Origin of the sequence: Aureivirga sp. CE67 (assembly GCF_015767245.1) — a bacterium.
Classification (GTDB): Bacteria; Bacteroidota; Bacteroidia; order Flavobacteriales; family Flavobacteriaceae; genus Aureivirga.
On sequence record NZ_JADOTV010000001.1, the window covers coordinates 120107 to 134873 of the forward strand.

General features: G+C 28.1%; 16 protein-coding genes. 6 read left to right on the plus strand and 10 right to left on the minus strand.

The window, feature by feature from the left end; all coding sequences use genetic code 11:
* Nucleotides 1–248: 248 nt before the first annotated feature.
* The 7 genes from mazG to ruvX all read right to left on the minus strand — a co-directional run bounded on the left by mazG (nucleotide 249) and on the right by ruvX (nucleotide 5500).
* A complete protein-coding gene (mazG, locus tag I0K12_RS00595) occupies nucleotides 249–1022 on the minus strand; it encodes a nucleoside triphosphate pyrophosphohydrolase (protein ID WP_196884961.1) in 774 nt (257 codons plus the stop codon).
* A gap of 2 nt (nucleotides 1023–1024) precedes the next feature.
* Entirely contained in the window at nucleotides 1025–1615 is a 591-nt protein-coding gene (locus I0K12_RS00600) for an HAD family hydrolase (RefSeq protein WP_196884962.1), read from the minus strand.
* Nucleotides 1612–3081 (minus strand): glycosyltransferase family 39 protein, encoded by a 1470-nt coding sequence (locus I0K12_RS00605; RefSeq protein ID WP_196884963.1) that lies wholly within the window; start codon nucleotides 3079–3081, stop codon nucleotides 1612–1614. Before I0K12_RS00605 ends, I0K12_RS00600 begins: the two co-directional genes overlap by 4 nt.
* A 3-nt stretch (nucleotides 3082–3084) precedes the next feature.
* Entirely contained in the window at nucleotides 3085–3951 is an 867-nt protein-coding gene (locus I0K12_RS00610; protein ID WP_196884964.1) for a decaprenyl-phosphate phosphoribosyltransferase, read from the minus strand.
* A gap of 6 nt (nucleotides 3952–3957) precedes the next feature.
* Nucleotides 3958–4395, minus strand: a complete 438-nt coding sequence (locus I0K12_RS00615) for a DUF5606 domain-containing protein (protein ID WP_196884965.1) — start codon at nucleotides 4393–4395, stop codon at nucleotides 3958–3960.
* A 12-nt stretch (nucleotides 4396–4407) separates the two neighbouring features.
* The gene (gene def, locus I0K12_RS00620) at nucleotides 4408–4995 is read right to left on the minus strand and encodes a peptide deformylase (RefSeq protein WP_196884966.1); all 588 of its coding nucleotides are present in this window, start codon (nucleotides 4993–4995) and stop codon (nucleotides 4408–4410) included.
* Nucleotides 4996–5089: 94 nt separating this feature from the next.
* Nucleotides 5090–5500 (minus strand): Holliday junction resolvase RuvX, encoded by a 411-nt coding sequence (gene ruvX, locus I0K12_RS00625; protein WP_196884967.1) that lies wholly within the window; start codon nucleotides 5498–5500, stop codon nucleotides 5090–5092.
* 101 nt (nucleotides 5501–5601) lie between these two features.
* Between ruvX and I0K12_RS00630 the strand changes: the two genes are divergently transcribed.
* The 3 genes from I0K12_RS00630 to I0K12_RS00640 all read left to right on the plus strand — a co-directional run bounded on the left by I0K12_RS00630 (nucleotide 5602) and on the right by I0K12_RS00640 (nucleotide 7434).
* Nucleotides 5602–6093: a hypothetical protein gene (locus I0K12_RS00630; RefSeq protein WP_196884968.1), complete on the plus strand. Its 492-nt coding sequence runs from the start codon at nucleotides 5602–5604 to the stop codon at nucleotides 6091–6093.
* A 33-nt stretch (nucleotides 6094–6126) separates the two neighbouring features.
* Entirely contained in the window at nucleotides 6127–6759 is a 633-nt protein-coding gene (locus tag I0K12_RS00635) for a vancomycin high temperature exclusion protein (RefSeq protein WP_196884969.1), read from the plus strand.
* Nucleotides 6760–6888: 129 nt separating this feature from the next.
* On the plus strand, nucleotides 6889–7434 hold the full coding sequence (locus tag I0K12_RS00640) for a hypothetical protein (protein ID WP_196884970.1): 546 nt from the start codon (nucleotides 6889–6891) through the stop codon (nucleotides 7432–7434).
* Between the two features lie 34 nt (nucleotides 7435–7468).
* Here the strand turns inward: I0K12_RS00640 and I0K12_RS00645 are convergent, their stop codons facing one another.
* Complete coding sequence (locus tag I0K12_RS00645; RefSeq protein WP_196884971.1) at nucleotides 7469–8209, minus strand: SH3 domain-containing protein; 741 nt, start codon at nucleotides 8207–8209, stop codon at nucleotides 7469–7471.
* 202 nt (nucleotides 8210–8411) lie between these two features.
* Between I0K12_RS00645 and I0K12_RS00650 the strand changes: the two genes are divergently transcribed.
* From I0K12_RS00650 to I0K12_RS00660, 3 genes are all read left to right on the plus strand, one after another.
* Nucleotides 8412–8981: a hypothetical protein gene (locus I0K12_RS00650; protein WP_196884972.1), complete on the plus strand. Its 570-nt coding sequence runs from the start codon at nucleotides 8412–8414 to the stop codon at nucleotides 8979–8981.
* A 143-nt stretch (nucleotides 8982–9124) separates the two neighbouring features.
* Entirely contained in the window at nucleotides 9125–10495 is a 1371-nt protein-coding gene (locus I0K12_RS00655) for a hypothetical protein (RefSeq protein WP_196884973.1), read from the plus strand.
* Nucleotides 10464–11840, plus strand: coding sequence for an LPP20 family lipoprotein (locus I0K12_RS00660; protein ID WP_196884974.1), 1377 nt, complete (start codon nucleotides 10464–10466; stop codon nucleotides 11838–11840). The genes I0K12_RS00655 and I0K12_RS00660 overlap by 32 nt, the downstream gene beginning before the upstream one ends.
* Nucleotides 11841–11920: 80 nt before the next feature.
* Here the strand turns inward: I0K12_RS00660 and I0K12_RS00665 are convergent, their stop codons facing one another.
* Both I0K12_RS00665 and I0K12_RS00670 read right to left on the minus strand, forming a co-directional pair.
* Nucleotides 11921–12640 carry a T9SS type A sorting domain-containing protein gene (locus I0K12_RS00665; protein ID WP_196884975.1) on the minus strand — a complete coding sequence of 240 codons (720 nt, stop codon included), beginning with the start codon at nucleotides 12638–12640 and terminating at the stop codon, nucleotides 11921–11923.
* A gap of 94 nt (nucleotides 12641–12734) precedes the next feature.
* Nucleotides 12735–14639, minus strand: a complete 1905-nt coding sequence (locus I0K12_RS00670) for an Omp28-related outer membrane protein (protein WP_196884976.1) — start codon at nucleotides 14637–14639, stop codon at nucleotides 12735–12737.
* Nucleotides 14640–14767 lie beyond the last annotated feature (128 nt).

Here is a 14767-nt window from a genome sequence, read left to right on the forward strand (position 1 = left end):
ACTTTCTATTGATATATACGTCACACTTCAAAAAAATGTTACAAGAAGTTACAACTTTTTTTAGTTTTTATAAAATATTAACAAAAAACAGTCTTTTAATTGCTGTTTATTTTAAAAAAGTAATTATAATATATTACTAAATAAATAAGGATTGAATTAATAATTTTAAAAAATCACAGAAATAAACTTTAAATTAAAGCAATCTAAAAAGAATACTTTTTTCTTTTAAAAATCTAATTTTAAGAAAATTACTTTGCTTGATTCCAATAGAAATCCATTTCTTCCAAAGTCATTTCCGTTAATTCCAGATTATTTTCTTTTGCTTTTTGCTCTAAATATTGAAATCTATAAATGAATTTTTTATTAGTTCTTTCTAAAGCGTTTTCTGGGTTAATGTTTAAAAACCTTGCATAATTAATAATCGAAAACAAAACATCTCCTAGCTCAGATTCCATTTTATCCTGATCATTTTCTTTAATTTCATGCTGTAATTCTTCTAGTTCTTCTTGAACTTTTTCCCAAACTTGCTCTTTATTATCCCAGTCAAAACCTACACCACGAGCTTTTTCTTGAATTCTACTCGCTTTTACCATCGCTGGCAAAGATTTAGGAACTCCTTCTAAAACAGATTTCTTCCCTTTTCCTTCTTTAAGTTTCAGTTTTTCCCAGTTTCGTTTTACTTCTTCTTCATTTTCAACTTTTACATCTCCATAAATATGCGGATGTCTATAAATTAATTTTTCGGAAATAGAATTTGCAACATCAGCAATATCAAAAGCTTTTTTCTCCTCTCCTATTTTTGAATAAAAAGCGATATGTAACAATAAATCTCCTAGCTCTTTTTTTATTTCTTCTAAATCATTTTCAATAATTGCATCTCCCAGTTCGTAAGTTTCTTCAATGGTAAGATGACGTAAAGATTCTAAAGTTTGTTTTTTATCCCAAGGACATTTTTCTCTTAAATCGTCCATAATATCCAACAAACGACCAAATGCTTTTAGTTTTTCTTCTTTCGAATTCATTATTAAAATGATTTATAAAATTTATGATTTGCAATTCTTAAAATACCTTTATCACCAGAACTATCTCCGTAAGCGTAAATATCTTCGTAAGAAGCTAAATCTACTACTTCAGAAATTCTGTTTACTTTTTCTTCACCGTAGCAGTTTTTTGTTCCTAATTTTCCGTTGAAAATTCCTTTAGTATAATCAAATTCCGTAGAAATTAATTTTACTCCATAATATTTAGCAAAAGGTTCTACCCAAATATTTATAGAAGCAGAAACGATAAACACATCATGGTTTTCTTTCTGATGCCATTTTAATTTCTCAACAGCTTCATCACGCATCATTTCTAAACCTTTTTCCTCAAAAAATAGAACTGCTTGCTCTTCCAACCACTCTTTTAACTTTCCTTCGTAGAAATAATCCATTACGATTTCTTTCAACTTTTCATTCGAAATAATTTTAATTAAATATAATTTAATGTAAAAAGAACGAAGCAGTAAACCAACATACATTTGTGTTTTTCCATGTGTAAATTTGATGAATTCAAACATGGTATCTTTTGTAGTTAGCGTTCCATCAAAATCGAAAATGGCTAATGTTTTTTTCATTTTTTGTATTTAAGAATTATCATATCATCTTCATTGTGAATCACTTCGTAATCTTCTGTTTCCTGAAGATCCGAATCTTTCACATCGAAAGCTTTTTTAAATTGATTATCTAATACAATATACTCATAATCTCTATCTTTTGTATTTTCGATAAGCTCTTCAAAATTATACGCTTCCATTCCTTTTACTTTTCTAAAGAAAGAAAACTGATTAATATTGATAATTTTTTCTTGATTTTTTATTTGGTCAAAAATTAAGTTTCCGTTTGATAAAATTTTATTTTCTGAACCAATAATTGATTCTACTTTCTCCCCATAAGCTTCCCAATCTTTTGATTTATAAATATTAGAAACTGTAAGTTGCACCATAAAACCAACAGAACTAACTAAACAAATCAGAACGAAAATAGAACTGAATTTTTGTTTCCAATTTTCTTCTTTTTGTAAAATCTGAAAAGATTCTGTAAACAGTAATAAAAGCATTGGATAGAAAAGTAAAATATACTTTGTAGTTTTTGTATAAGCATATAATCCAAAAAGAATCATTGCTAAAAAAGTATAGATTACCAAAAATGGATTTTGTTTTTTAAGTCTTTTAAAAGTCAAGATTATAAAAAGCGTCAAAGGAACTGTAAAAACTAACCAGAATCCTTCTGAGTAATATCTTTCATGTTCCCCAATAAGTTTTGTCAAAGGAGAATACCAATAGAAATCCGAATGTGCTAAAGATGGGTCATCCGAAAATTGGTGAATAAAATATGGAATATCTGCATAAACCAAAATATCTGCAAAATAAAGCCCGAAAACAGCTGAAGAAATTAATCCATAAATCACTGCACGAATATATTCTCTTTTGAAAAAGAAAAGATAAATCGTTGCTGCTCCAATATATACAACTCCGTTAAGATGTGTAAGAAAAGCTAATCCGGCAAAAATCGCAGAAAAAATAAAAGGTAAATTTTTCTTTGTATTTATATATTTATCTAAGAAAATAAAAGAAATAAAACCTATTGTCATTTGCATGATTTCTGGGCGAAAACTAGAGGCAAATTCTTGAAATTCGTTGGTAAGTAATAAAACACTAAATGGTAATAATAACACGGTATCATTCCACTTAACTTTGTATTTATTTTTAATATAATAATAGAAAATCCCTAAAAAAAGAATAGCATAAAGTAGTCCATTCATATGCAATGTAAAAAGAGACCAACCAAATACTTTTGTAATTCCATATCCGCTATAAACTAAAAATTTATGGAAAACAGATTGGTATTCATCAATACCTAAATTTCCAAATTCTCCAATTAAATTAGAATGTACTTTTCCGTCTTTTAATAACCAATAAACTTGTTCACCAATATAATCATCATCTAGACGAGCATTTTGGTTGAAATTAATAATAAAGAAAAATACAATTCCTATTACTAGGAAAACTTGTAAATATGTCTTTTTTAGGGGAGTTATCATCTTTTAGAAATAAATTATATAACAGAAAAATAAAATCCAAAGAATTAAAGAACTTTGAATTACACCATCTTTGTAAATTACTTTTGTTGGTGATTCTGTATTATTAAAAAGAATTGTTTGTTGTAAATAGCGTAAAATTCCTAGCAATACGAAAATTGCTGAAATGAAAATATAATCTGATTTAAATTGCTCGATAATATCATCAGAAGTAACATACATAATATAAGATACAAAGGTGATACTACTCATCATCGTAATCAGAATATCAATAAATTGTAGAGAATATCCTTTTAGTGCTGTTCTAGATTTTTCACCTGAACTATGAATTTCTCCTCTTCGTTTTGCTAAAGCTAAAATCAGAGAAAGGAAAAAAGTTAATAAAATCAGCCATTTCGAAATCTCGATTCCTGTAGCAAATCCTCCTGCAAAAACTCTTAAAACAAAACCAGTTGCAATAATTAGAATATCAATAATCGCTATATGTTTTAGTTTAAAGCTATAAGCTATGTTTAAAACAATATACCCGATAATGATATATTTTACAGACGGAACAATAACAAATAAAAATAATGCTAAAATAGAAAGTAACACACCCATAATTATTTTAGCTTGTGTTTTAGAGATTGTTCCACTTGCTAATGGTCTAAATCTCTTTTTTGGGTGCAATTTATCTTTCTCTATATCGACATAGTCATTAAGTATGTATATACTACTAGAAGCAATACAGAAACTTAAAAATGCGTAAATAGAGTTCAGATAAATATCTTTCTCAAAAAAAGAGCCTGCAAAAAATGCAGGCATAAATATAAAAAGATTCTTTATCCACTGTTTTACGCGTATCAGCTTAAATATTTCAGTGAAAAATTTCATTCTTTATTAGTTTTCTTCAGAAGCAGCTTCTTCAGTTTCTACTTCTTCTTCGTTTGCGATTGCAGTAAAGTCTAAACCAGCTTTTGCTAATAAGTTATACCATTGAATTACCTTACGAATGTTTGAAACATACACTCTATCTTCATCATATTCTGGTAAAATTTCACGGAATAATCCAACGATTTCTTTTTCATCTGCTTTGTGACTTACAGCAGCTTTTCCGTCAAATTTCTCTGATAAATCTTTGAAAATATCTCTTAAAGGTACTTCCTCTGTATATGAATAAATTGCGATATCATTTAAAGCACTTACATTGTGTGCAGCATTGATAGGAAAACGCTTCTTATCAACAATGTTTCCAACGATAAATCCTCCTTTTGATTGTGCAATAATCTCGTATAATCCAGGCTTACCTGCAATTGAAATAATTTTTTCTAAAGTCATATTATTAATATTTTATTTTCTTTTTAATTTAGGAAAACGCATTCTATATTCTGGTGTAATTTTCCCTTTTGCTATGTTTTCTAATTTCTTTTTGATCAATCTTTTCTTTAAAGAAGTAAGATGATCTGTAAATAAAATTCCATCAATGTGATCATACTCATGTTGGAAAACTCTTGCTGCTAAACCAGTAAGTTTTTCTGTATGCTTCTGGAAATTTTCATCTAAATACTCTACAACAATTGTGTCTTTTCTAAAAACATCCTCACGCACATTTGGAATACTTAAACATCCTTCGCTAAATGCCCATTCATCTCCTTCTTCCTCTACAATCTGTGCATTGATAAATACTTTATTATAATTTGCTAGAAAAGCTCTTTCTTCTTCTTCTAAATCTTCATCATCTGCAAATGGTCTCGCATCTACAAGAAAAAGACGAATCGAAAGTCCTATTTGAGGAGCTGCTAAACCTACACCATGAGCATTTGCCATAGTTTCACGCATGTTATCGATAAGTTTATCCAATTCAGGATAATTTTCATCAATATCAACTCCTACTTTTTTCAATACGGGATCTCCGTATGCTACAATTGGTAAAATCATTTTCTTTTGTTTACTTCAAGGCTGCAAAAATACAAAGTTCGACCGATTTTTCAACCTCTTACTAAAAGTTTTTATAAATCTGGGGAATATCTGATTATAAGTTGTGTAAATAATCTTGTAGAATGATTGTTGCACTAATTTCATCGATAAGTGCTTTATTCCTACGTTGTTTCTTTTTCAAACCACTATCAATCATCGTTTGAAAAGCCATCTTAGAAGTAAATCTTTCGTCTACTCTTTTTAACGGAATTTTAGGAAAAGTTTTCTGAAATTTGTCTGCAAATTCATTTACTAACACAGCACTTTCGCTTGCAGTATTATTCATTTGTTTTGGATCTCCAAGCACCACTGTTTCTACATTTTCTTTTGAAAAATATTTCATTAAAAAAGAAAATAATTCTTTAGTATCTACAGTTGTAAGCCCTGAAGCTATTATCTTCATTTCATCAGTTACCGCAATTCCAGTACGTTTCATTCCGTAATCTATCGCTAGTATTCTTCCCATATTTTCATTTGTTTTGTTGAGCAAAGATACTCAGAAATCGATGACAATTCTATCAAAAACGATTCCATTTTTCAAATATTATGTATTTTTGAAATAAAATGATGAAATCAACGATTTATTCTTTTCTGACACTTTTTCTAATTTTAGCTTGTACAAAAAAAGAAACTCCAAAATTTCAAATAATTGGAGATTTTAATGGTGATAAAATTTCTGAATCACTTTTTGAAAATAAAATAAAGAATGAAACTTACGAAATTAAAAGTTCCAACTCTTTGATACATAACTTCGAGATTCCTACAAGCACAAATAACCTTTTGTTACTGGAAAATATTGGTGATTTAAACCAAAATGGAAAAGATGAAGTTGCAATTATTTATAACCTTCCCGATTTCTCAAATTTAAATAGTGTTCATATTTTAGAATATAAAAATGAAAAGTGGACAAGAACCCTAAAGTTTTCTTTTCTAGAACTCGATTTATATAGTTCTGATTTTAATATCAATAATTATATTTATTTAAACCCTAAGAATAAAGTTTGTATTAAAAAATATATTGGAGGAGAACATTTGGATCTTGAAATTCCATATCCGTAAAATTCTCATTATTTTTGTAAAAAATTCAATCCGATGTTTAAGAAATATTTCAAGTACTTTTTTTTAGTTTCAGTTTTAACTGCAGTCAGTGTTTTAGGAATTTATTATTTCGTTGAAAATCAAACGAAAGACAGAATCTATACTTCCACTACAAAAATTCCAAAAAATAAAGTTGGTGTGGTACTTGGAACAGGAAAATTTACCAGTAGAGGTCATGTAAATCTTTTTTATAAATATCGAATTGAAGCGACTTTAAAACTTTATAAAGCTGGAAAAATCGAATATGTTTTGGTCAGTGGAGACAATAGTCGAAAAGATTATGATGAACCTTCTTTGATGAAAGAAGATTTGGTAAAAGGTGGAATTCCTGAGAATAAAATCTTTTTAGATTATGCTGGTTTTCGAACTTTAGATTCTGTTGTACGAGCAAATAAAGTTTTCGGTCAAGATTCTTTCACGATTATTTCGCAAAAATTTCATAATGAAAGAGCTGTTTTTATTGCTGAGAATAAAAATCTTAATGTTGTTGGGTTTAATGCTAGAGAAGTTTCTTCAAGATATAGTATAAAAACTGTTATCCGAGAATATTTTGCTAGAACAAAAATGGTTTTGGATTTAACTTTTAATGTACAACCTAAATTTCTAGGAGATCCTATTAAAATTTAAACCAAAAAAAACATTTAATTAACTCTAAAACAAATTTTTAGAAATATAAAATATTTGCAACTTATTGATAATAAACGTAATTTAAGTAAGAGTTACACTAATCAAATTACTTATTAAATTATTATCAAGATGACGAAAACCAATCCTTTTATCAAAAGACATCAAGAAGTTGCAGAGAAAGTTTCACAAATCAAGTCTAGCGAAAATGAAGAAGCAAAAAAATTGCTAAAAGAATTGATTTTAAAAGAAAGTCTGGAAGAATTGAATGTGGATATTCAGAATAATTTTCAGATTGAAGAAGAGAAAGTAACAAGAAACAAATCGGATTTTCCTTTAAGCTATGATGTTTTTTATGAGAATGAACATGAGTGTGTAAAATTCAAATATCGTTTTCCTACAGATTCTAAAGATGTAAATTTTTATTTTGAAGTTTTATCTTCAAGTTTTCCAAATCCTATTACTTTTAAAAAAGAAGATGACAAGCATCAACTAGAAATTGATTTAAAGACTTTTATCAAATGGGAATATCGAAATTATGATGATATCAAAAAAGAATTGAATTCAGAAAAAGAAGTTTTCTCAGAAAAAACTTTAAATCCATTAGAATTTGAAATCAAAAAAATGAATTTTAATATTCGAGCTTATAATCAGAGTTTAGAAGCTTTAATTAAATAAAAAACACAAAAGGTTCAGTTATTTGAACCTTTTTTTATTCTTGTTGTAACCATTGGAATTTCCCATTTTTCCAAAATATAAATCCTCCTCCACAAGATTCTGTAGCATGAAGATATAAAGCGTTATAATTTAAATAGACTTTTTTATTATCTGGAACATTTGCAAATTCTATAAAATCATCTTCATAATTTGACCAAAGCGGCTCATTCTCTCCAACTAATTCAAAAATTCCAGCCCAAGAATAATCTCTTACTTCAAAAGTTGAATTCTCTTTATTCACGAAAATAATTTCATTTTTCTTTTTAATATTTAAAATAACTAAACGACTTACATCTTCGTTTTTTTCTTTTAAAATAAAAGCATAATCAGAAATTCCATCTCCAAAAAAATCTCCATGTAAATATTCTGAAGAAAAATCTTCAAATAATCCAGTTTTTAGAATTTCTTCTTTCAACTTATTATCAAATTCTACATTTGAACCTAGAAAACCAGAAAACACATACCCTTTCTCAAATTTATCATCAAAGTTTTTAACTTCCAGCCATTCTCCTGAAATTTCTTTACCTTCATCTGTAATGGTTAGAGTTTCTCCAGTGTTTTTTATTTCTCCAACATTTTTACCAAAATAAAATTTGCCAATTTTGTTAGATTTCAAACTCGGTGCATCTCGTATCACAAGACCGTTAAAAGCTGTAACTATACTTTTATTTTGCGCATAAGAATTTTGTAAAAAGAATAAGAAAAAAGCAGTCAGAATAAGTATGTTTTGTTTCATAAAACCTTATTTAAAACGATAATAAATTAATTTAATTCACAAAAATAAAAAATACCATAATTAATTAACACTAATTCTTTTTTTAAAATATTTATTTAACCAATTTTAAGTTTTAATCAAATTTGGCATCCATTTTGTAATTCGATGAATGATTTAAGAAAAATCTTATATATATTTACAAACGATTTAAACATAACAACAGATGAGAAAGACAATTACACGAATTTCAATATTTTCAATTTTATTAGCATCATTCGCAGCATGTAAGTCAACGCCAAAAGCTGTAAACCAACCAGGAGAAGTAGAAATTATCGTTCACTGTTCTGGACCAGATTACTATTCTACAGACAAATTTATTAGAGGAAACTCTATCGGAGAAAGCTCTGATATGACACTTTCTAAAAAGAAGTCTAGAAACAACACTTTACAAGAATTATCTTCAAAAATTTCTACTACAGTAAAAGCTGTAATTGACAACTACGAAAAGTCAGTAGAAACTGCATCTGGAGAAGATATCGAGAAAAGATATGAGGCTTTAACAAGAGAGGTAATCAACCAAAACATCAGCGGATATAGAACTATCTGTGAGAAAGTTACAAAAACTAAAGAAGGAAAATACAAGACTTATTTAGCGTACGAAATTTCTATCGATAATTTAATCAACCCATTAATTAAGAAATTAAACAAAGATGAGCACATCAAAGTTGATTATGATTACGAGAAGTTTAAAGAAACTTTCGAAGAAGAATTAAAAAAGCAAGAAAACAGATAATCTCTGATTTTTCTATAAATAATACGAAATGAGGCTGCTTTTTGCAACCTCATTTTGTATTAATACGTTTTAGTTTTACACTTTACACCTTTCAATATCGCTTTATTTAAAAATTACCTACTTTAGCAAAAATCAATTTCAAAATGAAAAAAAATTACCTTTTAAAAATTTCTTCATTATTAATTTTTAGCTTATTTATTGTCCTTTCTACAGGTTGTGCTGCAAAAAAATATCGAAAACAAGCCATGCAATTAGAAAAAGCTGGTTTGGTAGAAGATGCTGCAGAATTATATCGAAAATCTTTGACAAAACAACCAGACAATATTGAAGCAAAACTTGGTTTAAGAAAAAATGGTCAAATTGTTTTGGACAGAAAATCAGATGTGTTTTTAAAATCATATAACACTGGAACAAACAAAGAGGCTGTTTATAAATTTCTTGAAGTTCAAAACTATTATAACAAAATTAAAGCTGTAGGAATTACTTTAGATTTTCCGACAGAGCACAATGCTTATTTTGAAGAAAAAAAGAGTCTTTATTTAGGCGAATTATATGATGAAGGTAAAATTTTATTTGACAAAGATAATTTTTCTCATTCTGGACAGAAGTTTAGTGAAATTGTTAAAATTGATTCGAAATTTAGAGATGCTAGGCATCAATTAAACAGAACAAAAGCAGAACCAAAATACAGACAAGGAATTGAATACCTGAACAATAACACACCTAGAAAAGCTTATTACGAGTTTAAAAGTGTTGCTTCAATTATTCAAGATTATAAAGATGTTGTACAGTTAAAAAATGAAGCACTTGAAAATGCTACGATAAATATTGTTGTGATCCCTTTTCAAAACGAAAGAAGAAATTCTACGCTTCAAAATGAACGTTTACAGTCAATTGTTCAAAATGAATTAAACGGAATAAATTCTCCTTTTTATAGAATTATTGATGGAAGTTCTATTGCTTACAATGATGCTAAAAAAATGGAAAAAGCAAAAAAATTAGGTGGTCATGCAATCTTTACTGGTGTAGTTTCAAAGAATTATCACAGAACAGGAAAACTTCGAAGAGAATCAAAAAGAGGATATTTAAGAAAAAAATATAAGCAAGAAAATAAAGACGGAACTACAACTACGGTTACCAAATATGAGAAGATTGAATATTCAGAATATTCGATGACAAATCAAGCTAATTTAGAATTGAGATATCAATTAATAGCGACAAATAATAATGAAATGTGGATTTCTGATGAAATTTCTATCGCAAATCAAGATGCAATTCATTATGCAAAAAGTAATCATAATTACAAGAATATTGTAAAAGGATATTGGGAACATAAATCTAAAAAATCATCTTCTGATAAGGTTTATGATGATTATAGAAATAATAAAGAGTTGAAAAATTTATTCAAAGGTTCTAAAGAAATAAGTTCCTCTGATTATCTACTAAAAACTTTGATGCAAGAAGCTGGAAAACAAATTAAAAATGAAGTTGAAAGATTTAATCCTGAAAACTAAAATGAAACAAACCATCTACAAATCGACAATATTTTTCTTCTTTATTTCTTTAATCATTTCTTGTGGTTCAAGCAAAGAAGTAGAAAACCCTCAGCCAAATTGGTTGGTGCAAAAACCTATTGACAATGAATATTTTTATGGCGTTGGTAAAAGTCATAAATACGGAGATCCAACAAAATATATTTCAAAAGCAAGAGGAGAAGCTTTGAATGATTTAGCACAAGAAGTTTCTGTGAATATTTCTTCTAAAAGTGTTTTGTATAAATTTGAGAATGAAACTGGAATTTCAGAATATTATCAAGATAGAATTAATACGAGTTCTAAAGATTATTTAGAAGGATTTACTCCTGTAGATTCTTATGAAAATCAAAATGCATATTGGGCTTTCTATAAAATTAAAAAAACGACCTATTATAGAATAAAAGAAGAAAGAAAACAAAAAGCTTTCAATGAAGCTTATGCTTTATATAATGAAGGGAAAAGTGCCGAAAAAGCAAATTATGTAGATGCTTTTAAGAAATATATTTTGTCTTTTGAAAGAATCAAAAATTATTTAGGAGAAGACATGATTTACCAAATGAATGGAGAAGACTTTAATATTTCTAAAGAAATTCTTGTGGCAATTCAAAATTGTTTAAATCAAATAAAATTTAATGTTCCCAACAAGAAATTAAACTATAAAAGAGGAGATCAAATTCTTCTTGATGATTCAATCATCACACTTGTAAATCTTAAAAATAATCCTTTAGAAGAATATCCTATTATTTTAAATTCTAAAGCGCTTGAAATTTATAAAACAAAAAGAGAAACTAATACTTCAGGAAGTTTAGATTTTGATTTTAAACTAAATTCTACAAATGATTTAGAGAGATTGAATATTGAGTTTGATTGGAGGTTTTTGGTAAATTCTACTACAAATGATTTATTGATAAGAAAAATTCTTTCTGTTGTAAATGTTCCTAAAACGGAATTAACTTTCCAGATAGAGCAACCAAAATTATTTTTAAATAGTTCTAATGCTACAAATTTAACTCAAAGTATCAATCAGAGTATTTTATCTTATTTCCAAAAGAAGAAAATAAAATCTAGTACAGAATCAAAAGCAAGAAATATTTTCAAACTATCTTATAAAACAAAGAAATATAATTCAAAAGGAAGAATTGTTTTTGAAATATCTTATGTGATAAAAAAACAACGAAAAGTAGTTTTAGAAAATGTTTTCAGTAAAAGTTTTGACAAAAATATGTATGGAAGTTTTGATGCACAAGAACTTTGGAAAAAGACAAAAAGTGAATTTGAAAGAAAGCATTTAAATTCTATTTATAAAAAAATGATTCAAGAATAAAACACTTGATTTTATAAAAGAAAAAATCCAAAAGACTCTGATGAATCTTTTGGATTTTTTTATTTTGAACAAAGTGTAAATTACTTAATAATGAATTTTCTTGTAGTAATTTGTCCTTTATTATTTTCTAATTTTAAAATGTAAGTTTGAGCTGATAAATCAGAAACGTTTACAGTTTGAGATCCTGTAGTTAATTGAGTTTTCTTAACTAATCTTCCTGATAAATCGAAGATAGAACCTGCAACATTTTCTTTTACATTGATAGTAATGTTTTCTTTAGCAACCGTTGGGAAAATCTCAACTGGGATTTGGTTGAATTCAGAAACATTGACATGGTTTTTATCATATTTATAAGTCATTGTTAACTCAAAATCACTATTTGCATCTTCAAATTTGATTGTGTACTCAATTGTAGCATCACCTTCAGTATCAGAATTATTCCAGAAATAGTTTCCAGCACTATGTAACTGACCATTAGCATCAATAATCACATCAGCATCACCTGCTGCAGGATATTGAGCACCATTTTCTACTGAAAAATAACATGTAGTTCCATAACAAAATTGTAAATGAGAACCATCACTTCCAACAATATCAGCAATTGTAACTTTTAAGTTAACTGGAGCATCAGTATTATTATCAACATAAAACACTAATTTTCCTGAGTTTTCAATTGTATTTGTTGTGATTAAATCCCCATCATTGATTGGTGTACCATCTTTATCTGTGATTGAGATTTGAGCAAAACTAAAAAGTGTAAAAAATAAGAATAGATTTAAAAAAAGTAATTGTTTTTTCATTGTAAAAAATTTTTATGTTAAAATTAAGGATTTAAAAAAGAGAATGCTAAAAATAACATTCTCTTTATATTTTATTTATCAAATATAATAAAAATTATTCAATGATAATTGACTTACTGTAAGATCCTTTATCAGAAGAAACATTGATAATGTAGTTTCCTTTCTCTAATGAAGATACTGGAATCTCTAAGTTTTGAGCTCCTTTTAAGTTAGTATAATCTTTAGATAATACTTGTTTTCCTAACATATCAAAGATTTGAACTGAATAGTTTCCTTCTGCTTCGAAAGAAACAGTTAATCTATCAGATGCAGGGTTCGGGAAAATGTTCATTTTAGATCCTGTAGCTACTTCTTCAGTATCTAACCATCTATCTAAATAAAGTTGAGTTCCTCCAACAAATTCTCCTGAATCGTTATCAATAATTACAGGAATAACATGCATTTTAGTAATATCTGATCCTGATGGTACTTCATATGTAAAGTCATAAGAAACAGTGTTTCCATCCATAACATCTGAAGCTCCAATAGATCCTTCTTGTCCATTATATCCTCCTAATAAAGCCCTACCTACGTGGTCGTAAACCATATCAGCAGCTGGAACTGGGTTTGCTAAACTTTCATAACCTCCCATTGCTCCTTGATCACCTCCAGAATAGTAGTTAGCTTGAGCATATCCAGAGTCTGTTCCTGTTACACCATCTTCAGTAATGATTACTCCTAATCTATAGTTATGAGTAGAAACATTAGCTTTAAATGTTGCGTCTACAGAAATAGTTACAACTCCATCTTCTGGATAAGAAGTATCAGCTTCAACAGATGCTACTGCTGGTAAATCTTTTAATAAGTTATAAGCTTGCTCCATTGCATCTTGAGAAACTCCTTCTCCTAAGAATCTTCTATTTACATTCATTGAAGGATATCCTGTAAATCCTGCACTAGAATCATATTCAGTTACAGTCATTGGATCACCATTATGAACAGCAACTCCGATAAACTGCTCTGGATAAGTATCAGCCATATAATCCATAGCTACAGCACCACGAGGACACCATCCACACCATGTTCCAGTTCCTTCTTCAACAATAACTGGTCTATCAATATGCTCACTTAAAGTACTATATTTTCCTGACATTGAATTATTATCCATGTTATCGTCATCTCCTCCATTTACAGAAACAATTTCGAAGTTGATATCATTTTCAACAATTCCAGAAACGTTTAAATTCACAGGGTGAGAAATATTTTGGAATCCAAATGCAGCAATAGGTTCATCTAAAGTAATAGACTCTGTATTATCTCCATTAGCATCACTCCATTTTAACTCCACTGTATTAATAGTTTCTACACCATTATTTACAACTGTAAAGTTAAATGTGTAATCAGTATCTTGAGCGATAAATCTATCAAAAGTAACAGCATATAATTCTGCATCATTAGAAGCATCTAAGTTTTCAACAGAAACATTATCAATTCCTACAACGAAAACATCTGAACTATCATGGTGACGGAAAGTAATATATACTTCACTTTCTCCAGCAAATGAAGATAAATCAACACCTCCAGTGAAGATAGTTCCTCCTGCAGTTAAAGTTTGAACAAAAACAGCATCAGAAGCTAAAATTGCTTCCGTATCATTTGATGTTGTTACATAAACTGAAAATTTCTCAGCAAAATAAGTTTGATCAAAAGCTAAATAGTTAAATTTTAAAGCTAAACCATCAGCTGAAGCAGATGATAAATCAATAGCTGTAGAAGTCATTAAGTTATCAGGACTTAAAACTGTATTATCTTTCCAAGAATAAGAACCTGCTACATTAGATCCTAATGTTGCATTAGCATTCTGTAGTTGAACTCCTTCCCAGTTATTTCCGTCCCCATCTTCATCAGAAAGAGTCCAGTTTCCCATTCCAGATTCAAAATCATCTGACCAAATTTGAGCTTCAGTAGCTTGAGTTAGCATTAATGAAAATGCAAAAAGAGTAGTAATTTTTTTAATCATAATCTTATATATTAAAAGTTAAAACAAAATTAATTTAACATTAATTTCCGCCAAATATAACATATAATTTATTTTATTTAAAATTATTTTAAAATTATATTAATTTATTTTGATTTTTTTTCCATCAT